Below are 22,512 nucleotides of genomic sequence, written 5' to 3' on the forward strand. Positions count from 1 at the left end.
CGTGAAGTCATCCCTTGCACCCGTGCGCCTTGCGCTGGCCTCAGCGCTTGTGCTCGGCACCATCGTTTCCGGCCTGGGCACCGCGAGTGCGCAGGCCGAGCCGTCTTCCGTCAGACCCGCTGCCTGGGGGCAGTGCGCGGCTGACGTGCTCGCCTCGCTGCCCGCCTCGGTCACTCCGGAGGAGCGGGCCCGCCTCACCTGTGCCACCCAGGAAGTGCCTGTCGACCACTCGCGCCCGCGCGGGGAGAAGACCGGCATCGCCATGATGAAGCGTCCGGCCAACGACCCGACGAAGAAGATCGGCACGATCTTCCTCAACCCCGGTGGCCCCGGCGGTTCCGGCCTGATTCGCGGTGCCGTCTCGAAGAACTACTTCCAGCCGCAGGTGCTGGACCGGTTCGACGTCGTCGGCTTCGACCCGCGCGGTGTCGCCCGCAGCGCGCCGCTGCGCTGCTTCCGCACCCAGGAAGAGGCCGACGCGGTGAACGAGGGCTGGTACGCCCTGCCGCGGACGACCGAGGAGATCACCAGCTCGATCCGGCAGTCCAAGGCCTACACGGACTACTGCAAGATCAACGCCGGTCCGCTGCTCAACCACATGTCGACCGAGGCCGTCGTGCGCGACCTCGACATCATGCGCGAGTCCGTCGGCGACAAGCAGCTCAACTTCGTCGGCTTCTCGTACGGCACGCTGATCGGCTCGACGTACGCGAACATCTTCCCGCAGCGTTCGCGCGCGATCGTGATCGACGGCAACGTCGACCCGCAGCTGCGCCTGACCAACGGCACCCAGTACGACCGCGAGCGTGCGCGGGGCTTCGAGATCGCGCTCGACGCGATGCTCAAGCGCTGTGACGCCGCCGGTGTCGCGAAGTGCGCGTTCGCCGGTGACGCCCGCGGCAAGTTCGAGGCGATGAAGACCGCGCTGGGCAAGGCTCCCGTGACGATGCCGGACGGTTCGAAGGTCGGCTTGGCCGACGTCATCGGCCGTGTGTCCGGTGACCTGTACTCGGTGCCGCGCTTCGGCACGCTGGTGGCGTGGCTGCAGAGCGTGCACAAGGCGCTCAACCCGTCGGCCGCCGCTGCCTCGTTCGACGTTCAGTCCGTTGTGGAGCTTCCGGCGCCGCTGAACAACGCCGGTGGCCGCATGGACGTCGACCCGCTGCCCGACACCCCGTACACCGCCGACGACTCGTACTACGCGGTGAACTGCACCGACAAGCCGTTCGCGCGCACGAACCGCTTCTGGGCGGACACGGCGTCGAAGTGGGAGAAGGAGTCGCCCACGTTCGGTCGCTACCAGGCCGCCTCGGACCTGCTGACGTGCCCGACGTGGCCGACGCGCCACCCGGACCGCTGGATCGGCCCGTGGAACCGCAAGACGCCGAACCCGGTCGTCGTCGTGGGCAACTACTACGACCCGGCGACGCAGTACCTGTTCTCGCAGCGCATGGTCAAGGAGCTCGGCAACGCGCGGCTGATCAGCGTCGACTCGTTCGGCCACTGCATCCTGGGCCGCTCGGCCGCGACCGACGCCGCGGTGGCGAAGTACCTGATCGACCTCGAGGCGCCGGCTAACGGTTCGGTGTTCCAGCCGAACGTGCAGCCCTTCGCCTGATCGCGAGGAAAGCGGTGACACCCAGGATCAGCACCGCCGGGCTCTGCCAAGCGGACCGGGCCGGCAGCTGATCCTGGGACAGCCACTGCATCCCCGTGGGCTCCGGCGTGGACGTGTACAACGCCCAGCCGATGACCGCGGCCGCAGCGGCAAGTCCGAACCAGGCGCGTCGCTGGACCAGTGACGCGGCCAGCAGCACTCCCGCACTGAGGAACGGCGTCAACGAGGCCGAGGCCAGCGCGACCAGCGCCACGGCACCGTTGACGCCGTCTTTTTTGACCAGCGCCCATACCGCGAGCGCCAGCGTGACGACGATGGCGATGATCGTGACCAGCAACGTCCACGGCCCCTGCTGGTCGATCAGCGCGAGCGCCAGGATCCCGAGACCTGCCAGGTAACGGACGTCCTTGCGCGGTCCGAGCGCGGCCGCCGCGGCCGCGAGCAGCACGATCGGGGCCTCGTGCGGCTGCCACATCACCGCGAGGCCGTACACCGCCCCCGCGACGGCCGTCCGCCAGCTGCGGCGCCGGATCGCCCAGCCCAGCACGCCGAGAACGATCAGCCACGCCGGCAGGAACGGCAGCTGGAAGAGGTGGTCGGCGTCGCGGGTGAACGGTTCTTCCACGGCGTACGAGGCAGGCCGGACGACGATGACGCAGGTGGCTGTGCCGTTGGAGCAGGGGTCGTCCCTGTGCCCGAAGTCGGACTCCAGGGCAGCCGAGCTGATCGGGTACGCGGCGATTCCTGCGATCACCAGCGCGACCCACGCGGGGCGCGGTGCCACTCCGATCAGCAGGGCCGCGATCGCCAGACCCGCGATCTGCAGCGGTGGTAACCAGTGCAGCTGGTCGTTGACCAGGGCTACTGCGGCCAGCGCGGCACCCCAGACGACCGTCCCCCAGTTCACAGCAGTGCGCTCCTCACGATCAGCACGACGGCGCTCGCCCCGGCGACGACCAACATAGGGGTCCGGATTCCGCCCGCGTCGAACTTCTTGCGCAACGGCCCCGAGAGCAGAAAACCCGCGATGAGGAACGGGATCAGCGCGAGGCCCGTCCACAGCTGGTGGGCGGTCACCTGCCCGGCCGCGAGCAACCCGATCACCGAGGCACCCGAGCCGAGCACGAAGAACGCCGCCAGCGTCGCTCTGACCTGCGGGCCCGCCTGGTTCTGGTAGAGCAATGCGACCATCGGGCCGCCGACCGCCGTCGCGGTGCCGAACGACCCGCTCGCGAACCCGGCCGTGACCAGCGCTTTCGGTTCCGGTTGCGGCCGCCAGGTGGTGATCGACAGCAGCACGCACCCCAGCACCGAACCGCCGACGACGAGCCCGAAACCCTTGGGGTCCAGGGCGTCCACGATCAGGATGCCGACGACGGTGCCTGGGAGGCGGCCGAGCATCGCCCAGCCCACACCGCGCCAGTCAACGTGGCTGAACTCGCGTGCGAGTGACATCGACGCGTGCGCGGTGGCGACCATGAGCACGGGGACGGGGAGCAGCGTGGGGTCGAGCAGGGCGAGCAGCGGCACAGCGACCAACGCCAGCCCAAACCCGATCAGGCCCTGCAACAGGCCGCCCAGCGCCACCACGATGCCCGCCGCCGCCACCATCCCCCAAGACATGGTTAGCGATGCTATCGATCGGTGCGGAGGCTTACGACCAGGTTTCGCTCGCCGTTCGCCTGCCGTTGGGAAAACGCACTTACGATCCGCGCCATGACTGCGTCCCGCCGTTCCTTCCTGCTCGGCACAGGTGCGACCGCCGCCGCTGCCGCCCTGGTCACGCCCGGTTCAGCCCAAGCCGACATCGTTGTCAGCGGTGGCCGCCCGGACCCCGAGGCGCGGCGGTTCACGCTCGCCGTGATCCCGGACACGCAGTACATGTTCGACCTCGACCGCGGCGACTCGGCGCCGTTGAAGGCCACGCTGCAGTACCTGATCGACCACCAGAAGTCCGAGAACATCGTCTTCATCAGCCATCTCGGCGACCTCGTCGAGAACGCGCGGAAGAGCGAGATCGACGACATCAGCGAGCGGTTCGAGGTGCTCGACCGGCGTCGCGTCGGCTACAGCGTGCTCGCGGGCAACCACGACCTGCCGGACTCGCGCACGGACGACCAGCGCGGCCGCACGCCGTACCTGGACAAGTTCGGGCCGGTCAGGTTCCGCACCTCGCCGACGTTCCGCGGGGCGAGCACGGACGGCTACAACTCGTTCCACGTGTTCCGCGCCGCCGGCAAGGAATGGCTGGTGCTGGCGCTGGACTGGCGCATGTCCGCCAAGGGTTTCGAGTGGGCTCGGGGCGTTCTGAAGCAGCACGCCAAGCTGCCGGTCATCCTCACCACGCACGAGCTCGTCTACGACGGTGGTGAGGGCAACGCGACGATGTCCGACTACGGCCGCAAGCTGTGGGACGAGCTGATCAAGGACAACGACCAGATCTTCCTGACGCTGAACGGCCATTTCTGGCCGCCGGCGCGCGCCACGATGCGCAACACCGCCGGCAACGACGTGCACGTGCACATCACGAACTACCAGGACCGCTACTACGGCGGCGGCGCGATGATCCGGCTCTACCACTTCGACCTCGACCGCAGGACGATCGACGTGCGGACGCTGTCGCCGTGGCTGCTTGGCAAGCAGTCGCTCAACCCGTTGGAGCGCAAGGAGATCGAGCTGACCGGGCCGGTCGACCGGTTCAGCGTGCCAATCGACTTCGAGCAGCGGTTCGCGCGGTTCGACCCGCCGGTGCTGCCTCCCGCTCAGCCCGCTCGTGAGGTCGTCGTCCCCGGCACGGTCGCGTACTGGCGGCTCGGCGAGGGGCTGAAGGACCTGTCGGGCAACGGGAACGACCTCAAGCAGACCGGCACGTTGACCGCTTCGGACGACCACCACCGGTTCGCGCCGTCGCATCGTTCGCTGTTCTTCGGCAAGAACGGCTACCTGACCACTGTGGACGGTGCGCCGATCAACAAGCAGACGTTCGAGCGCGGCTACACGATCGAGCTGTTCCTCAAGGTGCCCAAGGACTTCGACCACCCGTGGTGCGGTCTGTTCACCAAGCTCGCGCCCGGATCGGCTGCCGGCAAGACCGGCGACGACCCGAGCGAGCCGATCGCCACGCTGAACCTCGCGGGCGGCAGCAGCCTGCAGTGGGCGGTGTTCCCGCGCAACCTGCCGGGCCTCTCGACGAACTGGGGCCACGAGATGCCGTACGAGACGTGGTGGCACGTCGCGGTGGTCAACAACGGCGTGCACACCACGTTGTACGTCGACGGATCGCCCTTGTTGCGCAACCCGTCCACGCCGTCGCGCGGCATCTCGACGGCCGGTGACCCGTGGCTCGTCGGTGCCTACGCGTACAACAAGATCGTGGAGAAGTCTTTGTACGGCTGGATCGGCGACCTGCGCGTCGTGAACCGGCCGCTCGACCGCTCCGAGTTCATGCGGTCGAAGGCAGCCCGAACCGCGGGAACAGACTGAGGTCGAAGAACGACGAGACGTGCGTGATCCGGTCGCCCTGCACTTCCAGCACCTGGAGGTTGAACGGCCGGAACACGCCGTCCTCTTCACGCAGGTAGAGGCCGTACGCGGGCTGTCCGTTGGCTTCCACGGCGATCATGCGTGCGCCGTGCGGGACGGCCGGGCACTGGTTCGTGAGGTGCCACGCGACCATGTCCGGGCCGCTGTACCACTGCGGGTACGGCGGCATCTCCCAGACGACGTCCTCGGTGAACATGCCGATGATCGCGGGGATGTCCTTGGCCTCGAACGCTTTCACCCACCTGTCCAGCAACGGCTTGGCGTCGGCGGGCTCGGTGACGTTGTCCTCGCTGAGGTCCTTGAGCTGCGCGTGAGCCCGTTGCAGAGCGCTGTTCACGGCCGCGACGGTCATGTCGAGCTGGTCCGCGGTCTCGGCGGCCGTCAGTCGCAGCACGTCGCGCAGGATCAGCACCGCGCGTTGCCGTGGCGGCAGGTGCTGCAGTGCCGCGACGAACGCCAGCCTGGTCGACTCGCGTTCGGTGACGATCGCGGCCGGGTCCGTCGGGAACGGCTCCAGCCACGGGATCTCGTGGTCCTGGGTGAGCGGGTCGGCCTCGCCTGAGCTGGTCGACAGGCCGAACGGGAGTGGCCTGCGGGTGCGGGTGTCGAGCGCGGTGAGGCAGACGTTCGTCGCGATGCGGTACAGCCACGTGCGCACCGACGACCGGCCCTCGAACTGGTCGTACGCCTTCCACGCGCGCAGGTACGTCTCCTGCACCAGATCCTCGGCGTCGTGCAGCGAGCCGAGCATCCGGTAGCAGTGCGCGAGCAGCTCCCGCCGGAACGGGTCCGCCGCCGTCGCGAAGTCCACTGTCACTCCTGCACTCTAATCGCGTTCTGCATCCGGTTGATGGCCGATTGCAGATGGTCCCTGAGCTCCGGCGGTTCGTGCACGTCGAACTCGTAGCCCAGGAACATCAGGTGGAACACGATCCGGTCCAGCGTGTCGGCTCCGGTGCGCATGAGGCACTTCGTGTCGTCGATCGGTTCCAGCGCCGCCGACACGGGCGAGCTGCGTTCGGCGACTGCCTGCATGGGTGCGTGGATCGTGAGCACGGCTTGGTAGGTGTAGACGTTCGTGGACACCTGGCGGGACACGAACTCGCCCAACGACTTCGCCGGCGGCTCGCGTGGTGTGAAGCGGGCGGCGAGCGTCGGTGCGTCCGGGATGCGGTCGACGCGGAACGTCCGCCAGTCCTGTTTGGACACGTCCCACGCCACGAGGTACCAGCGCTTGCCGGTGTGCACGAGCCCCTGGGGTTCGACGAGTCGCTTCGCGGGCTCGCCTTGCGTTGGGGCGTAGGTGAAGCGCAGCTGCTGGTGGTCGCGGCAGGCGGCGGCGATGATCGTGAGCGTCTCGGCGTCGACGGTCGGTCCGGCGCCGGTCAGGGGAGTGGTGTGGGCCTGCAGCGCCTGGACTCGCCTGCGCAGGCGGGTGGGGAGGATCTGTTCGAGCTTCGTGAGCGCGCGGACTGACGTCTCCTCGATGCCCGCGATTGTGCCGTTGGCGGCGGTTCTGAGGCCGACCGCCACGGCAACGGCTTCGTCGTCGTCCAGCAGCAGCGGCGGGAGCTCCGCGCCGGCACCGAGCTGGTAGCCGCCCGCCGCGCCGGGCAGGGACGTGACGGGGTAGCCGAGGCTGCGGAGCTTGTCGACGTCGCGGCGGATCGTGCGGACGTCGACGCTGAGCCGGTCGGCGAGCTCGGGGCCCGTCCAGTCGCGCCGCACCTGCAACAGGGAGAGGAGCTTCAGCAGCCGTGCGGACGTCTCCAGCATGTGAGGAAGTCTAGATTCCATTGCGGACAACGGCCTGCGGTGGCTAGGGTTGCTCTCATGACTGCCGGGTCGGCCTTGTGCCGTGAGCGGAACGGTTGCCCGGCCCTGACTTGATCAGGGCCCCTCCATCCCCGCGCTTATCCGTCTTGGGATACGCGCTTGGGAGAGGAGGTGATGCGCAATGCTTCCCAACGTTGGTGATGTCTTCTCGGGCAAGGTCGTCTCGACCGTCCCGTTCGGTTCGTTCATCGAGCACCCCGCCGGTGCACACGGGCTTCTGCACGGCCAGCAGGCCGAGGTGGGCTCTTCGGTGCAGGTGAAGGTCCTCATGGTGGACACCGAGAAGCAGAGGTTCAGCCTTGAGCTGGCCTAACGCGTGAACACTCGGGCAGAGGCGCCCTGCCCGAGTTCTTCACGCCTTGCGGTAGTCCGCGCACTCCACGATCAACCGGTCGTGGAGGCTTCTGCGATGCCCTTGTTCCTGCGGTGGCGCACCGAGCGCGCTCGCCGGGCTGGTGACGTCGTGCAGCAGCCGGTACAACACGACATCCGTTGCGGTGTAAAGCCAATCGTCCGCCTTGCCGGGCGGTGCGGCCGGTCCGAGCATGTTCTCGAACCACGCCGGGAAGAGCAGGTCCTGCGCCACCGCGTCCTCGATGCGGGTGCGAATCAGGTCGCGCACCTCCGCGACGGCCTCGTTGCCCGCTGACTTGGCAGCGGTGTCCTTGGCGTGCCCGCCGTCGTCCGGCGCGTCGGGGCGTTCCTTGTTCGTGATCATCCGCCACTGCTTGTACTTCTTGCGCCACAACGATTCCGCGTTGGGTGGCAACGTCGTGAGCGCTTCGGCGGCGTCGATCGCTTCGAGGGCTGCCTTGTCGTACGAGGCGATGGCCTTGCGGGTGTCCTTGGCTTCCTGCGGCGTGAACGTCTTGCGCGCGTAGGCTTCCTGGCCCGCGAGGATCCGCGCGATGAGCGGCTTCTCGATCTCCGGCCACGTGTCGAAGTCGGCCTTCTGCGTCTCGCCCGCGCGCACCTTCCGGTTGAGCGCCACCAGAAGCCGTTCGAGGCGGTGCACGCTGTCCGCGAGCTCGGTGACCCTGTCGTTGGTCTTGGCGATCTTGCGGGTGGTGTCGCGCAGCTGGTTCGTGGCGCTCAGCTGTTGCTGGGCGGCGTCGTTCTGGGCGTTGTCGATGCGGTCGCCGAGCGACTTCAGGTCCTTCTTCAGGCGCTCGACCTTGTCGTCCAGCGCCTTGACCGGGTCGATGTTCATCATCGGAGAGTCCTCCACGCCCACCACGCGACGCCCGCCACGACGGCCAGTGCCGCCCAGCCGTTCGCCAATGGTGTCAGCAAAACCGCGAGCAGGGCCGCCGAGATCGCCGCCGTCCTGGCTCGCGGTTCCCAGATGGTGCGTCCCACCGGGTCGACGAGGACGGCGGCGGCGACGGCCAGGGCGAGCACGACGGACAGCAGCGACCAGCCGTCGAACCAGCCGATGACGACGATGAGCGCTCCGACGGCCGTGCCCGCCGCGATCGCCCGGTTCGGCACCGTCAGCCGGGCCGCCTCGACGTCGCGGCGGGCCTGCATGACGGCCTCGACCTCTTTGTCGGTGTCGGCGAGAAGGGCGGGGAAGTCAGGGCTGCCGGGACCCGCTGCCTGTAACGCGCGTAGTGCTGTTCGCAACGCGTTCTGGCGGTCGGCCAAGCGGGCGAACGGTTCGGCTGCCATGCCCCGAAATCGTGATCAACACCCCCTCTCCGCCGCCAGACCAGTCGGCTGAGTTGGTCCGGTTGCCGACGAACTTCCCTCAACTGGAGCAACGAGGTCCTGGATGAACTCCACCACGTCGTCGGGTGATTCCTCCGCCATGAAGTGGCCGGCCTTGGTCGTGGTGAACCGGAGATCGGTGGTCCACTTGCGCCAGAGCTCGGTGGGGTCGAAGCCGAGCTGGGTGCCCCAGTCCTGCTGCATCACGGCGACGGGCATGGTGAGTTTCCGGCCTTTGTCGAGGTCCTCGCGGTCGTGCTCGACGTCGATGGTCGCCAGCGCGCGGAAGTCCTCGATGATCGACGGGATCGAGTTCCTGGCCGCTTCGAGGTACTCGGCTCGGATGTCGTCGGGGAAAGGGTTGTTCGACCACACGTCGAGGAAGTGGCCGAAGAACGCGTCGGAGCTGTTGGTGACCAGCTGCTCGGGCAGGCCGGACTCCTGGGCCAGCAGGTAGAGGTGGAAGGCGACCTTCGCCTCGCGGCCGTGCAGAACGTTCCAGGTGTCGAACGCGGGGACGCTGTCGAGCAGGCCGAGGTGGCTGATCCGGTCCGGGTGGTCGAGGGCGGCGCGGAACGCCACGTGCACGCCCCGGTCGTGGCCGATGAGCGCGAACTTCTCGATGCCCAGTTCGTCGGCCAGGTCGATCACGTCCTGGGCCATGGTGCGCTTGTCGTAACCCGTCGCCGGTTTGTCGCTGGCGCCGTAGCCGCGCAGGTCGGGGCAGATGACGGTGTGGTTCTGCGCGAGCTGCGGGGCGACGTGCCGCCACATCAGGTGGGTCTGCGGGAAGCCGTGCAGCAGGACGATCGACGAGCCCTCGCCGGTGATGGTGGTGTGGAGCTTCATGCCGCCCAGCATCGGGCGGGCCGATCAGCAGGCGATTAGCATCCACGTTCGTGCAGATCAGGGTGCTTGGGCCGGTGACGGTCGTCGGCACCGATGGACGCGTTGTGGCCGTTGGCAGCAAACGTCGTCGTGAGCTCCTCGGTCGTCTCGTGGCCGCGGGCGGGCGTGTGGTGTCGCTCGACGCGTTGATCTCCTCTCTGTGGGAAGACCCGCCTGCTGGAGCCGTTGGGGCGGTGCGGACGTTCGTGTCGGAGCTGCGTGCGGCGCTGGGGTCGGAGGCGATCGCGACGGTCGGCCGTGGCTACGCCTTGCGGGTCTCCGAGGTGGACGCTTGGCGGCTCGAATCCGACGTCCGGGCAGGCTCGGGGTCGTCGGTGAGCTGGGCCGAGCCGTATGCCGACCTCGATCCGTCCCCATGGGTGGTCCAGGAGCGCGCGCGGTTGTCGGAGGTGCGCGCTCAGGCCGTCGAGCTGCGTGCGCGCGCTGAACTCGACCAAGGCCGAGGGCCGTCAGTGGTCGCTGAGCTGGCGGAGTTCGCCGGGGCGCATCCGTGGCGGGAGAAGGCCCAGGTCCTGCTGGCGCACGCGCTGGTCCAGGACGGGCGGCAGGTCGAGGCCTTGCGGGTGCTGCGTTCGGCGCGTGAGCTGTTGGTGGACCGGTTCGGGTTGGACGCGCTGCCTGATCTCGACCGTGCAGAGGCCGAGATCCTTCGTCACGCCGTTGCACGTGGTGGCTCCTACGCGCAGTTGCGGTCCGCGAGTGTGGTGGCGGGCGAGGCGGCGTTGACCGGTGGGCTGGCGTTGGCTCAGGCACAGCGGTTCGCTGCTGTCCTTGAGGCCGAACGGTTGGGGAATCCGCTGCTCACGGCACGTGTGCTGACCGCCTACGACGTGCCTTCCAACTGGACCGTGAGCGATGATCCCGCTCAGTCCGCCGCGCTGGTGTCGGTGGGGCGGCGCTTGTTGCCGAGTCTTTCGGGGTCTGCGTTGCGCGCGCGGGTGCTCGCCACTCTCGCGGTGGAGCATCGGGGCACACGGGACGCCTGGGCTCTGGAGGCGGCGCTGGAAGCCGAGGAGCTGGCCCGGTCGCTCGGCGATCCGTCGGTGCTCGTGGTGGCGTTGAACGCGCGGTTCATGCAGTCGTTCCAGCAGCCCGGCCGGTCGGGGGAGCGGGCGCGGATCGCGGCCGAGCTGATCGAGGTGTCCGCTCGGCACGACCTGCCCGCCTACGAGATCCTCGGTCATCTCGTGGGGGTGCAGGCATGGTCGGCGCTGGGCGACTTCTCGGAGGCCTCCCGGCACGTCACGGAGGCCGAGCGGCTGGCCGAGACTTACGAGGCACCGCTGGTACGCGTATTCACGAACGGGTTCCGGCTGATGCGTGCGCCGGATGAAGCCGGATACCGCGCGTTGGACCTGTCATCCATGCCAGGAGTGGAAACGGGGTTCCTGCCACTGGCGTTGCTGTCGATCGGGCTGCCGCCTGACCCGGCGCTCGACTGGGGGCCATACCGGCCGTGGGTCGAAGGCATGTCCTTGCCCACACCGCGCGCGGACCACTACTACGAGGTGCTGTGGTGGCTCACGGCACGCATGGCTGAGCAGAGAGGCGACTCAGCGCTCGCCGAAGCAGCCCGGGAAGCGCTGGAGCCCGCTCGCGGCGAGATCATCGGTGGCACCACGGGCATGCTGTCGTTCGGAACGCTTTAGGCGTGCGGCGATGACCTGGTCCAACGCGCGGTCGGACAGGACCCTCGTCAGCAGCGTGATCAGGGCCGCGTCACGGCCGACCGTGTAGCGGGTGCGCGGTGCACGGGTCGTCACGGCTTTCGCGATGACCTCGGCGGCTTGCCCGGCCGTCACTCCCGCTCCGGTGCCTTCCGCCATCAGGTTGTTGATCGCCAGGACCATGGTGCCGTAGCGCGCGCTCTGTTCCGGTGTCATGGCCGCGGCAAGGTTGTTCGCGGTGGCGATGCCTCGCGTGGCCATCTCCGTGCGGACCCCACCGGGTTCGACCACCACCACTCGTACGCCCTCGCGGCGGAGTGCGTCGCTGACGGCTTCCAGGGCGAACTTCGCGCCCGCGTACGCGCCGTAGGTGGGCATGGCGACTTTGCCGCCCACGGAGCTGATGTTGACCACGCGGCCGTTTCGCAGGTTCGGCAGCAGCGCCTGCGTGACGGCGATGTGGCCGAACAGGTTGACCTCGAACACGTGCCGCCACTCGTCCAGCGGCAGGGTCTCGACCGGGGCGTTCACCTGGATGCCCGCGTTGTTGACGAGCGCGTGCAGCGGACGGGTCGCGACGCGTTCGGCGAGTGCCGCCACCTGCTCGGGCACGGTGATGTCGAGGAGGACGGGCTCGATGCCTCGTGCCCGGATGGCGTCCGGGTTGCCGCGCACGCCCGCCAGCACGTGAAAACCACGCCTGGCGAGCTCTTCGGCGGTGGCCCTGCCGATGCCCGTCGAGGCGCCGGTCACGACGACGAGCTTTTCAGATGACGTTGTCACCTCAACCACGGTACGCGTTGAGATGACACTGTCAACTGTAGGATCGGGTCATGGTCACCCGCGCGGAGTCCGCCGCCGCCACCCGCCGCGCGCTGCTGGACGCGGCCGCCTCGCTGCTGGACGCCGGCGGCCCGGAAGCGGTCACGTTGCGCGAGGTGGGCGCGCGGGCAGGGGTGACGAGGGGAGCGCCGTACCGCCACTTCGCGGACAAGGACAGCCTGCTGACCGCCGTCGCGGCCCAGACCTGGGAACGGCTCACCGACGACGTCCACGCGATCCGGGCCGACCCCTCCCGGTCAGCCGAGGAGAAGCTGCGCGGCGCTCTCGGCGTTCTCCTCCACGTCGGCCCGCACCTCTACCAGCTGCTGTTCTGGCAGCCGGGACGCCTGAACCGCCTCGAACGCCTGCACCGGCAGGTGTGCGGACCGGAAGGCGACCCGGACGCGGCCTCCCGGGCAGCCGAGCGGTTCCAGGACGAGCTTCTGGCCGTCGTCGCCGATGTTGTGGGGGAGAAGGACGCACGGCACTACGGCGCGCTTCTGCTGACGAGTGCGCACGGGATCGCGGGAATGGAACACAGCGGTCAGCTCGGCACGGACAAGTGGCAGACGACCGCCGACGCCCTTGTGGACACCCTCATCCGGATGATCGCGGGCTAGGACTTGCGGCGTGCCTCAGGAGGCCACACGACCTCGATCGGCACCCCGGAGGCCCGCGCCTGCTCCACCACGTCCGCGGTCCCGCCCTTGCCCTGCTGCGGCACCCCGTCCCACACCGCCACCAGCAGCTCGACGGACGCGAGGATGCGCTCGTTGGCGGCCACGTAGGCGAGCCTGTTGGACGTCATGTGCGGCAGCACGCTGACGACCTGAGCCGCCGCCCGCAGCTCGTCGTAGTCGGCGACCTGGTGCGGTTTGAGCTTGTCCCGGTAGTCGAGCGCCGGCAGCACGACCTCGACCTGCCCGCCGAGGCCCAGCACCGCCCGCGCGAACACCTGGTCGGCGCCCGGCGCGAGGCACGTCACGCCGACCACGGGCTGCCCGAGCCGTTCCAGCACCTCGGTGATCGCCGCCTGCACCGCCGGGACGCACTCAGGCACCAGGTTCATGTGTCCGGTGATCCCGACCCGCATCAGGCCGTCCGGATCGCTCTGATCGCGTCGCGGGTCTCCTGAACGGCGCGGATGTGGCGGTGCGTGGCCGCCTCCTTGGCGAAGTCCTCCAGTTTCCGGAGCACGCGCCCCGAGGAGAGCTTCGCCGCCGTCGGCAGAACCTCGTTGATCAACCCGCACGCCGCCTCCGGGTCTCCCGCGACCATCTTGGTGCGCGCCAGTCCGATCACGTCGAACGCGCGGTTGCGCACCTTCGACGGGTCTCGCAGCTCCAATGCACGCCGAATGTGTTGTTCGGCGAACACGGCCTGAGCAGGGTCGTGCATGGCCAGGTCGCGGCACCGCGCCCCGATCACGCCTTCCAGCTCGGCCTCGTCGAAGCTGTGCAGGTAACGCGGTTCGTTGTCCGCCTCACGCTGCGCGAAGCTGTCCTGTGCCATGCCCACGACCTGGTGGAACTCGCGGGTCTTGCCCATCTGCGCGTACGCCCACGCCTCACGCGTGAGGAGCAGCGCTTTCAACGTCGGTGTGCCCGTGCGGCGCGTGCCGTACTGGCCGAGCTGCACGAGCTCGAGCCCGTCCTCGGGCCTGCCGAGGTCGAACATCTGCCGCGCCATCGCCGCGAGGCACAACGCCGCGAAGCCGTCGTTGTGGCCTGCTTTCGCCATCCGGATGGCCAGCACGTAGTAGCGCTGGGCCGCGTTGTGCAGCCCCGCGTCGAACGACATGCTCGCCGCCACCTTGGACAGCTCGGCGCCGATGAAGAACGCCCGTTCCGTCGTCGGGCCCGCCGGCGCGCGCTGCAGGCGTTCGGCCAGCTCGTCGAGCTGACCCAGCACCGCCTTGCGCGCCAGTCCGTACCCGCCACGTCCGCCCCAGCCGCGCAACCCGTCCGCGACGCGTTGCAGAGCCAGCAGCTCCTCCTCGCTGATCGCCGAGTGCGACGACCACTTCGACAGGTTCTGCAGGGGGTGCAACCACCGCTGCAGAGGTTCGACCAGTGCGGACCCCACCGTCACCGCGGCCGCCCCCGTGAGCGCCGCTCGTCTGCTGATCGCCAAGTCGCTCCTCGCCGTCTCCTCGACCGAACGGGCAATGCTCGTCGCCTCCCACGGGGCGGCGAGCACATCTGGCGGGCCCGTTTCGGGGGAGCCCACCTGAGCTGGGATGACGACTCGGTCGAACCACAGTCGTTCACCCGGAACACCGAGCACGAGCGCGAAGTGGCGCAGCCGGTCGAGCCGGTCGATCTGGTTCTCGCCGGACTCGTAACGCGAGAGCTGCGCCTGGCTGATCCCGAGCCAGCCCGCCATGCGGTCCTGGCTCACTCGGCTGAGGTGTTGCGGGTGGTGCCGGTACGCGGAGATCAGTGCACCCATGTCGCGATCTGTACAAGCCGCCGTGATCGCGGGGTGGTCCCAGAAGTCGTCCGGGACGGCAGGAGGTCCGTGCACGTCGGAACGGGCGTTGCGACGGCAGCGGTGACACAGCCGATCGGTGTTGTCCGCGGCGATGAACGCTCCGCACGGGCAAGCGCGTCTGGATCTGGGTCTCGCTGTATCCATCGGCCTCGCCCCCGTCACTGAGCGTTTTCCCAGTGTACGGAGGCGTGATCGTCAGTCCATCCATCTCATGCATAAGACGTAATGGATTCGCGTGTCGCAGTCCGCGTACCTCCGCCTGGCGGATGACCTTCATACGTCTGCTGCATGAACGTCATGCATCTCGCGAGTGGTGTTAGCGCTCACGGCCACGCACTCTGCACATCGTCAGGTCGCGGGCAGATCCCCGCGGTTTTGGCAGTGCCTGACCCATGAGCGGGGAGGACGACCGCCGATGAGCCTCACGACCGCGGAGACCGGAACTTCCGGGATCCCACAGAACAGAGGACACGATCGGATGATCGGCGAGGCAGTCGCCGGTTACCGTTTGCTCGGATGGCAGGTGAACGTCACCGAGCAGGGTGTCTTCCTACCTCTAGGTCCCGCCACGACCGCCTTGGCCATGCCCGCGCGCATCGGGTCGCGCGTCCTGGCCGATCTCAAGTCGCGCATGCTCGCCGGCCCCGTCACCGTGATCCCCGGCCCGCGCGAGCACTGGATCTTCCTGGCCGAGCTGGTGGCGTTGCTCCCGACGCACCTCAAGGCCCCGCCCGAGGTCCAGTTCGTGCGATCCCCGCACCGGATCGCGCTGCCACCCACGATGACCAGGTACGGATCGCTGCGGTGGGCGAACCCGCCGTCGCACTCGCGGCACTGGTTCCCGCCGTTCACCGCCGTGCTCGCGCTGGCCCGGACGGCTGCCGCGGAGGACCAGCGGCGATAATTCCCGTTCGTGGATCGTCGTTCAGCTCTGTTGTTGTGTGGGCTCGCTGCCTTGAGCGCTTGTGGCGAGCCTGCTCCTCGCAAGACGGGCGGTGTCGGGACCGCCCGGCCGGGAGATCGCGTTTCGGCTGTTTCCGCTGTTCCGGTGGGCTCTGGTGTGCTGGTGGACATGCCCGGCAACGCCCAGCTGCTCGTCGTGCAGCCTCGATCGGGTGAATTCCGCGCGTTCAACCCCTCCTGCCCGCACGTGGGCTCATTGGTTAACCCTCCTGCCGGTGGTGTCATCACCTGTCCGTTGCATGGGAGCGCTTTCGACCCTTCTTCGGGTGCTGTTCGCAAAGGACCTGCGACTTCTGGGTTGACTGAGGTTGCCGTCGCTGTGTCCGGTTCCGATTTGGTGCTTGTCTGAGACCTGTGAGGTTGCTGTGCATTGGGCCTCTGACTGAACTTCCGCTGACCGTTCCGCGTAATGCTGTGGTGTGACCCCGAACACCACCACATCGGAGGAATCGGTCGTGAACACCGAAAGCCCGGTCAGCAGGCGGGCGGCGCTGTGCGGAATCGTCGTGGCGCTCGCCGTGCCCAGTGGGCTGGTGACCGCTTGCAGTTCCGGCTCTTCCGCGCCTCCTGCTTCTTCTGGTTCCGGCCAGACCGGTTCCGCCGGAAAGCCCGGTACGGCTCTGGTCGCGCTGGCCGATGTGCCGGAAGGGGGAGGCGCTCTGGTCGACGGACCCGGTGGCAAGAAGATCGTCGTGGCGCGGATTTCGGCTTCCGAGGTGAAGGCTTACGACGCGACGTGCACGCACCAGGGTTCGACCGTGGCGGAGCCTTCCGGCGGAACCATCACATGTCCTTCGCACGGCAGCCAGTTCGGTGCTGCTGACGGCGCCGTGAAGAAGGGGCCCGCGACTACAGGTCTGCGTGCTGTCGCGGTTCGCGTGGACGGCGACCAAGTCGTGCTGGCCTGACCCTTTTCTGTTTTTGTCAGACCGCGTCGTTAGTCTTGACGGCGTGGCAGATCCGTCGACGTACCGCCCAGCTGTGGGCACGATTCCCGAGGCTCCCGGCGTCTACAAGTTCCGCGACGCCGGTGGCCGAGTCGTGTACGTCGGCAAGGCGAAGAGCTTGCGCAGCAGGCTGAACTCGTACTTCGCCGACCTGGCGGGCCTGCACCCGCGCACCCGCCAGATGGTGACGACGGCGGCGTCGGTCGAGTGGACCGTCGTGGCCACCGAGGTCGAGGCGCTGCAGCTCGAGTACAACTGGATCAAGGAGTTCGACCCGCGCTTCAACGTCCGGTACCGCGACGACAAGTCGTACCCGGTGCTGGCCGTGACTTTGCACGAGGAGTACCCGCGGCTGCACGTGTACCGCGGCCCGCGCAAGAAGGGCGTGCGCTACTTCGGCCCGTTCGCTCACGCCTGGGCGATCCGGGAAACGCTCGACCTGCTGTTGCGCGTCTTCCCGGCGCGGACGTGTTCGGCCGGTGTGTTCAAACGGCATTCGCAGATCGGGCGGCCGTGCCTGCTCGGGTACATCGACAAGTGCTCGGCGCCTTGCGTGGGCAAGGTTTCCGCTGACGAGCACCGCGAGATCGTCGAGGACTTCTGCGACTTCCTGGCGGGCAAGACCGATCACATGGTCCGCCGCCTGGAGCGCGAGATGTTGGAAGCTTCAGAGGAGTTGGAGTTCGAGCGCGCCGCTCGTTTGCGCGACGATCTGGGCGCTTTGCGTCGTGCCATGGAAAAGCAAGCAGTTGTCTTGGGCGACGGCACGGACGCCGACGTGATGGCGTTCGCGCAGGACGAGCTCGAGGTCTCGGTCCAGGTCTTCCACGTGCGCGGCGGCCGGGTGCGCGGCCAACGAGGCTGGGTCCTCGACAAGGTGGAGGCGGTCGACGACGCGGCCCTCGTCGACCAGTTCATCATGCAGTTCTACGGCGACAACACGGAAAGCACGCCGCGTGAGGTCCTCGTCCCGGTCCTGCCCGACGACGCTGCCGCCCTCGAAGATCTCCTGTCGGAACAGCGCGGCTCTCGCGTCGCCTTGCGCGTCCCACAGCGAGGCGACAAGCGCGCGCTCATGGAAACGGTGGCGCGCAACGCTTCCGAAGCCTTCGCCCAGCACAAGCTCCGCCGCGCAGGCGACCTGACCGCCCGCTCCGCAGCCCTGGGTGAACTGCAAGACGCGCTGGCTCTCGACACCGCCCCGCTGCGCATCGAGTGCATCGACATCAGCCACGTCCAGGGCACCGACGTGGTGGCGTCCCTGGTCGTCTTCGAAGACGGCCTGGCCCGCAAGTCCGAATACCGCCGCTTCGCTTTGAGGGAAGCGGCCACCGAGGGCGACGTGGCCTCCATCGCCGAAGTGGTCCGCCGCCGCTTCCAAGCCATGCTGCGCGAAACCGCGTCCGGCGGCCCCAACCCGGGCATCGACCCGGACACCGGCAAACCCCGCAAGTTCGCCTACCCGCCCAACCTCCTGGTGGTGGACGGCGCCGGCCCCCAAGCCGCGGCAGCAGCCGACGTCCTGGCCGAACTGGGCATCACCGACGTAGCAGTAGTGGGCCTGGCCAAGCGCCTGGAAGAAGTCTGGGTCCCCGGCGAGCCCGACCCGGTGATCCTCCCGCGCACCAGCGACGCCCTGTACCTCCTGCAACGAGTCCGCGACGAGGCCCACCGCTTCGCCATCGCCTACCACCGCGCCAAGCGTTCGAAGCGCATGACCGCCTCCGAACTCGACGACGTGCCAGGCCTCGGCGAAACCCGCAAAGCCGCGCTGCTCAAGCACTTCGGCTCGGTCCGCAAACTCCGCCAGGCCACAGTGGACGAAGTGAGCGAGGTGCCGGGAGTGGGCCGCCGCACGGCCGAGGCGGTGGTGGCGAGTCTGGCGGCGGCAGAGGCGAAGCAGTGACCGGTGTTCTGGGCGCGGGTCACCGCACGGCCGACGCGGTCGCGGCGAGTCTGGTGGTGTCGGGGGTGGAGGCGAAGCAGTGACCGGGTTTTTGCGCGTGGGCTTGGGCGTGCCCGGTGTGGTCGTAGCGAGCTCGGCGTCATCCGCGGGGGAGGCCAAGCGGTGAACGAACTTCTGGGCGCGGGCCACCATGCGGCTGGTGCCGTAGTGCTGAGCTACGTGTCGGCGGAGGCGCAGCGTTGACGCTCGCTTCGCTTGTGCGCCAAGCCCTGACCGAGGACGTGGGCCTGAGTCCACTGCCACCGGAAGCCGTCTCGCTCCTGGAGGACCTGCAAGCGTCGCCACGCCTGGTCGCGCACCTCCGCGCGGTCCACGACGTGGCCTGCCAACTCGCGGACTGGGTCGCCCAACACCACCCGGCGATACCCTTCGACCGCGCAGCGGTGCTGTTCGGCGCGGCCACGCACGACATCGGCAAGGTCCTGCACCCCGACGAGCTGTCAGGTCCGGGCTCGGCCCACGAACCGGCGGGCCACACACTCCTGCTCTCCCGCGGCGTTCCCGAACACCTGGCCCGTTTCGCGCGAACCCACGCCTCGTGGACGGCCGACGACGTGACCATCGAGGACCTCCTGGTCAGCCTCGCCGACAAGGTGTGGAAGGCCAAGCGCGTCGAAGACCTCGAACGGCTGATCACCACCCACCTCGCCACCACGTCCGGCCAGGAGCCGTGGGAGGTCTTCCTGGCGCTCGACGACGAACTGGACCGCATCGCGTCGCGCGCGGACGTGCGGCTGGCCTTCCAGTCGAGCTACCCGATCACGGCGTGACCGCGATGCGTCGCCGAGATGCGTGACCGAGGTGCTCGACCCGAGATGCGTGACTGAGATGCGTGACCGAGGTACTCGACCCGAGATGCGTGACTGAGATGCGTGACCGAGGTACTCGACCCGAGATGCGTGACCGAGATGCGTGACCGCGATGCTCGACCGCGATGCCCGCCCGCCCCTTCCTTCTGTCGCGGCGAAGACGACCATGGTTTCGGGACATCTACCAGAGGGCGGCGGGCGTGGATCCGGACGAGGTTCACCCGTCCGAGTGGCGGGGATCGCGGAGGCACGTAGCGTCTCAAGTGCCGAACCTGCCGCGCGAACACCACGGAGCAGTGGAGACTCTCCAAGGGCGCGCCGGGTCGTGGCGCGGCACCCAAGAACACACATCCAGAGCATCCAGCTCATGAACAGGTAACGGAGTCGTAGTCGTGAACGCGGAGAAGTCCGGCATCGAAGTCGCCGTGGTGACCGGGCTGTCCGGTGCGGGCCGCAGCACCGCGGCCAAGTGCCTGGAGGACCTCGGCTGGTTCGTCGTCGACAACCTGCCCCCGGAACTCATCGCCACCATGGTCGAGCTCGGCGCGCAGGCGCGTGGGGCCATCACCAGGGTCGCTGTTGTGATGGACGTGCGGAGTCGCGCGTTCACCGAGGACCTGGCGTCCATCATCAAGGACCTGGACGCTAGGGGGTACAAGCCGCGCGTGCTGTTCCTCGAGGCCACGGACGACGTGCTGATCCGCAGGTTCGAGGCGGTCCGCAGGGGTCACCCGATGCAGGGTCACGGGAGGCTGCAGGACGGCATCGAGGCCGAGCGGATCCTGCTCACGCCGCTCAAGCAGGAAGCGGACCTGGTGCTGGACACGTCAGCACTGTCAATCCACCAGCTGCGGGCCAAGATCGAGGACACGTTCGGCACCGAAGCGGCGAGCAGGACGCGCGTCACCGTGCTCAGCTTCGGCTACAAGTACGGGCTGCCGATGGACTCGGACCTCGTCATGGACGTCCGGTTCCTGCCCAACCCGTTCTGGATCCCCGAGCTGCGCGAGCAGACCGGGCTGGACGGCGAGGTGCGCAACTACGTGCTCAGCCAGGAAGGTGCGGACGAGTTCCTCGACCGGTACCACGAGCTGCTCAGGCTCATCGGCGCCGGCTACCGCAGGGAGGGCAAGCGGTATCTGACGCTGGCGATCGGGTGCACCGGTGGCAAGCATCGGAGTGTGGCCCTGTCGGAGGAGCTGGCGGCACGGCTAGCGTCGGAGGACGGCATGGCTGTCAAGGTCGTGCACAGGGATCTGGGACGCGAGTGACGAAGTTGAAGGCTGTTGCTCTTGGTGGTGGACACGGGTTGCACGCGACCCTCACCGCGCTCAAGCAACTCACGAACGACGTGACGGCTGTGGTGACCGTCGCGGACGACGGCGGCTCCTCCGGACGGCTGAGACGAGAGATCACCGACCTGCTGCCGCCCGGTGACCTGCGCAAGGCCATGGCGGCGCTGGCGGGGGACGACGAGCAGAGCGTGCTGTGGACTTCGCTGTTCAAGCACCGGTTCGGTGGCACGGGGGCGCTCGCGGGGCACGCGGTCGGCAACCTGGTGCTCGCCGGGCTGCTCGAGCAGCTCGGCGATCCAGTCCAAGTCCTGCACACAGCCGGCAAGCTCCTCGGGCTCAAAGGCCGGGTGCTGCCGATGTCGAACGAGCCGCTCGACATCGAAGCCGACGTCACAGGGCTGGACGAGGACGAGAACGACGTGCGGCGCATCCGGGGGCAGGTCGCCATCGCGACTACGCCGGGGCTCGTGCAGCGGATTCGGTTGACTGCCCCGAACGGGCGACCTGTCGGCTGTCCGGAAGCAGTACAGGCTGTACTTGGCGCTGATCTTGTGTTACTCGGCCCGGGATCGTGGTTCACCAGCGTGTTGCCGCATCTGCTGGTGCCCGAACTGCTCGACGCGCTCACCCGCACGCGGGCCAGGAAGGTCCTGGTGCTCAATCTTGTCCCCCAACCGGGCGAAACCGCCGGTTTCTCTCCGGAGCGCCATTTGGACGTAGTCTGCGAACACGCACCCGAGCTGAAGGTGGACGCGGTGATCGCCGACGTCGACTCGGTCCCCACCCCGGACCGGCTGACGCGGGCCGCCTCGGCACTGGGTGCGCGGACGCATCTGGCCAAGATCGCCGCACTGGACGCCGCGGAGCGGCATGATCCGGAGGCCTTGGCCGGTTGCCTGAGGCAGGTGGTCGATGAGACCGGAGTGGGAGGGACAGGCCCGTGGCGATGACGTCGGCGGTCAAGGACGAGCTGAGCAGGCTCGCGGTATCCAAGACCTGTTGCCGCCGCGCGGAGGTGTCCTCCCTGCTCAGGTTCGCCGGCGGCCTGCACATCGTGTCCGGCCGCGTGGTCGTCGAGGCGGAGTTGGACCTCGGCAGCGCCGCGCGCAGGCTCCTCAAGGAGATCCAGGCTCTCTACGGCCACCACGCCGAGGTCTTCACGATCCAGTCGAACGGCTTGCGCAAGGGCACCCGGTACGTCGTCCGCGTGGTCAAGGACGGTGAGGGTCTCGCCCGCCAGACCGGTCTGCTCGACCCGCGCGGCCGTCCGGTGCGCGGCCTGCCCGCGCCGGTCGTGTCGGGCGGGGTGTGCGACGCGGAGGCCGCGTGGCGCGGTGCGTTCCTCGCGCACGGGTCGCTGACCGAACCCGGCCGCAGCTCGTCGCTCGAGATCACCTGCCCCGGCCCGGAGGCTGCCCTCGCCCTGGTCGGTGCGGCGCGCAGGATGGGCATCGCGTCGAAGTCGCGCGAGGTCCGCGGAGCCGAGCGCGTGGTGATAAGGGACGGCGACGCCATCGGCGCGATGCTGACCAAGCTCGGTGCGCACGACAGCGTGCTGGCGTGGGAAGAGCGCAGGATGCGGCGTGAGGTCAGGGCCACGGCCAACAGGCTCGCGAACTTCGACGACGCGAACCTGCGGCGCTCGGCCCGCGCGGCCGTCGCCGCCGCCGCACGAGTGGCTCGCGCGCTGGAGATCCTCGGCCCCGAGGCTCCCGACCACCTGGCCGCCGCCGGTCACCTCCGGCTCGCGCACCGCCAGGCGTCGCTGGAGGAGCTCGGCCAGCTGTCCGACCCGCAGATGACCAAGGACGCGGTCGCCGGCCGTATAAGGCGTCTGCTCGCGATGGCGGACAAGCGCGCCAAGGACCTGGGCCTGCCGGACACCGAGTCGGCGGTCACGGCGGAGATGCTCGAAGCAGAGGTCTGAGAAGCAG

The 22,512-nt window shown here is 68.6% G+C and carries 23 protein-coding genes; 13 read left to right on the forward strand and 10 right to left on the reverse strand.

Annotated elements, in window-relative coordinates; translation table 11 throughout:
* Nucleotide 1 precedes the first annotated feature (1 nt).
* Nucleotides 2-1,618, forward strand: coding sequence for an alpha/beta hydrolase (locus AB0M24_RS42435; protein WP_363779862.1), 1,617 nt, complete (start codon nt 2-4; stop codon nt 1,616-1,618).
* Here AB0M24_RS42435 and AB0M24_RS42440 read toward each other — a convergent pair.
* Complete coding sequence (locus AB0M24_RS42440) at nt 1,575-2,525, reverse strand: hypothetical protein (protein ID WP_363779864.1); 951 nt, start codon at nt 2,523-2,525, stop codon at nt 1,575-1,577. The two genes, AB0M24_RS42435 and AB0M24_RS42440, sit on opposite strands and share 44 nt — an antisense overlap.
* Complete coding sequence (locus tag AB0M24_RS42445) at nt 2,522-3,241, reverse strand: sulfite exporter TauE/SafE family protein (protein ID WP_363779866.1); 720 nt, start codon at nt 3,239-3,241, stop codon at nt 2,522-2,524. Before AB0M24_RS42445 ends, AB0M24_RS42440 begins: the two co-directional genes overlap by 4 nt.
* A gap of 93 nt (nt 3,242-3,334) precedes the next feature.
* Between AB0M24_RS42445 and AB0M24_RS42450 the strand changes: the two genes are divergently transcribed.
* Nucleotides 3,335-5,101, forward strand: coding sequence for a LamG-like jellyroll fold domain-containing protein (locus tag AB0M24_RS42450; protein ID WP_363779868.1), 1,767 nt, complete (start codon nt 3,335-3,337; stop codon nt 5,099-5,101).
* Here the strand turns inward: AB0M24_RS42450 and AB0M24_RS42455 are convergent.
* Together AB0M24_RS42455 and AB0M24_RS42460 are read right to left on the reverse strand one after the other, a co-directional pair.
* Nucleotides 5,061-5,978, reverse strand: coding sequence for a sigma-70 family RNA polymerase sigma factor (locus AB0M24_RS42455; RefSeq protein ID WP_363779870.1), 918 nt, complete (start codon nt 5,976-5,978; stop codon nt 5,061-5,063). The genes AB0M24_RS42450 and AB0M24_RS42455 overlap by 41 nt on opposite strands.
* The gene (locus AB0M24_RS42460) at nt 5,975-6,937 is read right to left on the reverse strand and encodes a YafY family protein (protein WP_363779872.1); all 963 of its coding nucleotides are present in this window, start codon (nt 6,935-6,937) and stop codon (nt 5,975-5,977) included. The genes AB0M24_RS42455 and AB0M24_RS42460 overlap by 4 nt, the downstream gene beginning before the upstream one ends.
* Nucleotides 6,938-7,118: 181 nt before the next feature.
* On the opposite strand from AB0M24_RS42460, the gene AB0M24_RS42465 reads away from it, so the two are divergent.
* On the forward strand, nt 7,119-7,310 hold the full coding sequence (locus AB0M24_RS42465; RefSeq protein ID WP_355561772.1) for a S1 RNA-binding domain-containing protein: 192 nt from the start codon (nt 7,119-7,121) through the stop codon (nt 7,308-7,310).
* A 39-nt stretch (nt 7,311-7,349) separates the two neighbouring features.
* Here AB0M24_RS42465 and AB0M24_RS42470 read toward each other — a convergent pair whose 3' ends face one another.
* Genes AB0M24_RS42470 through AB0M24_RS42480 form a run of 3 tightly spaced genes read right to left on the reverse strand, consistent with a single transcriptional unit; the run spans nt 7,350 to nt 9,556 of the window.
* A complete protein-coding gene (locus AB0M24_RS42470; RefSeq protein WP_363779875.1) occupies nt 7,350-8,210 on the reverse strand; it encodes a hypothetical protein in 861 nt (286 codons plus the stop codon).
* Nucleotides 8,207-8,668, reverse strand: coding sequence for a hypothetical protein (locus tag AB0M24_RS42475; protein WP_363779877.1), 462 nt, complete (start codon nt 8,666-8,668; stop codon nt 8,207-8,209). Before AB0M24_RS42475 ends, AB0M24_RS42470 begins: the two co-directional genes overlap by 4 nt.
* Before the next feature lie 15 nt (nt 8,669-8,683).
* The gene (locus AB0M24_RS42480; RefSeq protein WP_363779879.1) at nt 8,684-9,556 is read right to left on the reverse strand and encodes an alpha/beta hydrolase; all 873 of its coding nucleotides are present in this window, start codon (nt 9,554-9,556) and stop codon (nt 8,684-8,686) included.
* Between the two features lie 50 nt (nt 9,557-9,606).
* Here AB0M24_RS42480 and AB0M24_RS42485 point away from each other — a divergent pair, with 50 nt between their 5' ends.
* On the forward strand, nt 9,607-11,265 hold the full coding sequence (locus AB0M24_RS42485; RefSeq protein WP_363779881.1) for a BTAD domain-containing putative transcriptional regulator: 1,659 nt from the start codon (nt 9,607-9,609) through the stop codon (nt 11,263-11,265).
* Here the strand turns inward: AB0M24_RS42485 and AB0M24_RS42490 are convergent.
* On the reverse strand, nt 11,170-12,066 hold the full coding sequence (locus AB0M24_RS42490) for an SDR family NAD(P)-dependent oxidoreductase (RefSeq protein ID WP_363779883.1): 897 nt from the start codon (nt 12,064-12,066) through the stop codon (nt 11,170-11,172). The two genes, AB0M24_RS42485 and AB0M24_RS42490, sit on opposite strands and share 96 nt — an antisense overlap.
* Nucleotides 12,067-12,116: 50 nt before the next feature.
* Between AB0M24_RS42490 and AB0M24_RS42495 the strand changes: the two genes are divergently transcribed.
* Nucleotides 12,117-12,725, forward strand: coding sequence for a TetR/AcrR family transcriptional regulator (locus AB0M24_RS42495; RefSeq protein WP_363779885.1), 609 nt, complete (start codon nt 12,117-12,119; stop codon nt 12,723-12,725).
* Here AB0M24_RS42495 and AB0M24_RS42500 read toward each other — a convergent pair.
* Nucleotides 12,722-13,174, reverse strand: a complete 453-nt coding sequence (locus AB0M24_RS42500) for a hypothetical protein (RefSeq protein WP_363779887.1) — start codon at nt 13,172-13,174, stop codon at nt 12,722-12,724. The genes AB0M24_RS42495 and AB0M24_RS42500 overlap by 4 nt on opposite strands.
* A 23-nt stretch (nt 13,175-13,197) precedes the next feature.
* Entirely contained in the window at nt 13,198-14,556 is a 1,359-nt protein-coding gene (locus tag AB0M24_RS42505) for a helix-turn-helix transcriptional regulator (RefSeq protein WP_363779889.1), read from the reverse strand.
* Nucleotides 14,557-15,076: 520 nt separating this feature from the next.
* Here AB0M24_RS42505 and AB0M24_RS42510 point away from each other — a divergent pair.
* The 8 genes from AB0M24_RS42510 (at nt 15,077) to whiA (ending at nt 22,505) form a co-directional block, all read left to right on the forward strand.
* Nucleotides 15,077-15,502, forward strand: coding sequence for a hypothetical protein (locus tag AB0M24_RS42510; RefSeq protein WP_363779891.1), 426 nt, complete (start codon nt 15,077-15,079; stop codon nt 15,500-15,502).
* 168 nt (nt 15,503-15,670) lie between these two features.
* Nucleotides 15,671-15,910 (forward strand): Rieske (2Fe-2S) protein, encoded by a 240-nt coding sequence (locus tag AB0M24_RS42515; RefSeq protein ID WP_363779919.1) that lies wholly within the window; start codon nt 15,671-15,673, stop codon nt 15,908-15,910.
* Between the two features lie 106 nt (nt 15,911-16,016).
* Nucleotides 16,017-16,469, forward strand: coding sequence for a Rieske (2Fe-2S) protein (locus tag AB0M24_RS42520; protein WP_363779893.1), 453 nt, complete (start codon nt 16,017-16,019; stop codon nt 16,467-16,469).
* Between the two features lie 43 nt (nt 16,470-16,512).
* Nucleotides 16,513-18,414, forward strand: coding sequence for an excinuclease ABC subunit UvrC (gene uvrC, locus AB0M24_RS42525; protein ID WP_363779895.1), 1,902 nt, complete (start codon nt 16,513-16,515; stop codon nt 18,412-18,414).
* Nucleotides 18,415-18,653: 239 nt separating this feature from the next.
* Nucleotides 18,654-19,244, forward strand: coding sequence for an HD domain-containing protein (locus tag AB0M24_RS42530; protein ID WP_363779897.1), 591 nt, complete (start codon nt 18,654-18,656; stop codon nt 19,242-19,244).
* Nucleotides 19,245-19,675: 431 nt separating this feature from the next.
* Nucleotides 19,676-20,554, forward strand: a complete 879-nt coding sequence (gene rapZ / locus AB0M24_RS42535) for an RNase adapter RapZ (RefSeq protein WP_363779899.1) — start codon at nt 19,676-19,678, stop codon at nt 20,552-20,554.
* 5 nt (nt 20,555-20,559) lie between these two features.
* Nucleotides 20,560-21,528 carry a uridine diphosphate-N-acetylglucosamine-binding protein YvcK gene (yvcK, locus tag AB0M24_RS42540; protein ID WP_363779921.1) on the forward strand — a complete coding sequence of 323 codons (969 nt, stop codon included), beginning with the start codon at nt 20,560-20,562 and terminating at the stop codon, nt 21,526-21,528.
* The gene (gene whiA / locus AB0M24_RS42545) at nt 21,519-22,505 is read left to right on the forward strand and encodes a DNA-binding protein WhiA (RefSeq protein ID WP_363779901.1); all 987 of its coding nucleotides are present in this window, start codon (nt 21,519-21,521) and stop codon (nt 22,503-22,505) included. The genes yvcK and whiA overlap by 10 nt, the downstream gene beginning before the upstream one ends.
* Nucleotides 22,506-22,512 lie beyond the last annotated feature (7 nt).

The organism is Lentzea sp. NPDC051838, assembly GCF_040681245.1.
Lineage (GTDB): Bacteria > Actinomycetota > Actinomycetes > Mycobacteriales > Pseudonocardiaceae > Lentzea.

Bases quoted from the DNA above. Each gene is read 5' to 3' on its own strand.
- AB0M24_RS42450 (WP_363779868.1), top strand. From the start codon at position 3,335: ATGACTGCGTCCCGCCGTTCCTTCCTGCTCGGCACAGGTGCGACCGCC.
- AB0M24_RS42495 (WP_363779885.1), top strand. From the start codon at position 12,117: ATGGTCACCCGCGCGGAGTCCGCCGCCGCCACCCGCCGCGCGCTGCTG.
- AB0M24_RS42445 (WP_363779866.1), bottom strand. From the start codon at position 3,241: ATGTCTTGGGGGATGGTGGCGGCGGCGGGCATCGTGGTGGCGCTGGGC.
- AB0M24_RS42460 (WP_363779872.1), bottom strand. From the start codon at position 6,937: ATGCTGGAGACGTCCGCACGGCTGCTGAAGCTCCTCTCCCTGTTGCAG.
- AB0M24_RS42500 (WP_363779887.1), bottom strand. From the start codon at position 13,174: ATGAACCTGGTGCCTGAGTGCGTCCCGGCGGTGCAGGCGGCGATCACC.
- AB0M24_RS42480 (WP_363779879.1), bottom strand. From the start codon at position 9,556: ATGAAGCTCCACACCACCATCACCGGCGAGGGCTCGTCGATCGTCCTG.
- AB0M24_RS42505 (WP_363779889.1), bottom strand. From the start codon at position 14,556: ATGGGTGCACTGATCTCCGCGTACCGGCACCACCCGCAACACCTCAGC.
- AB0M24_RS42515 (WP_363779919.1), top strand. From the start codon at position 15,671: ATGCCCGGCAACGCCCAGCTGCTCGTCGTGCAGCCTCGATCGGGTGAA.
- AB0M24_RS42475 (WP_363779877.1), bottom strand. From the start codon at position 8,668: ATGGCAGCCGAACCGTTCGCCCGCTTGGCCGACCGCCAGAACGCGTTG.
- AB0M24_RS42470 (WP_363779875.1), bottom strand. From the start codon at position 8,210: ATGATGAACATCGACCCGGTCAAGGCGCTGGACGACAAGGTCGAGCGC.
- AB0M24_RS42510 (WP_363779891.1), top strand. From the start codon at position 15,077: ATGATCGGCGAGGCAGTCGCCGGTTACCGTTTGCTCGGATGGCAGGTG.
- AB0M24_RS42465 (WP_355561772.1), top strand. From the start codon at position 7,119: ATGCTTCCCAACGTTGGTGATGTCTTCTCGGGCAAGGTCGTCTCGACC.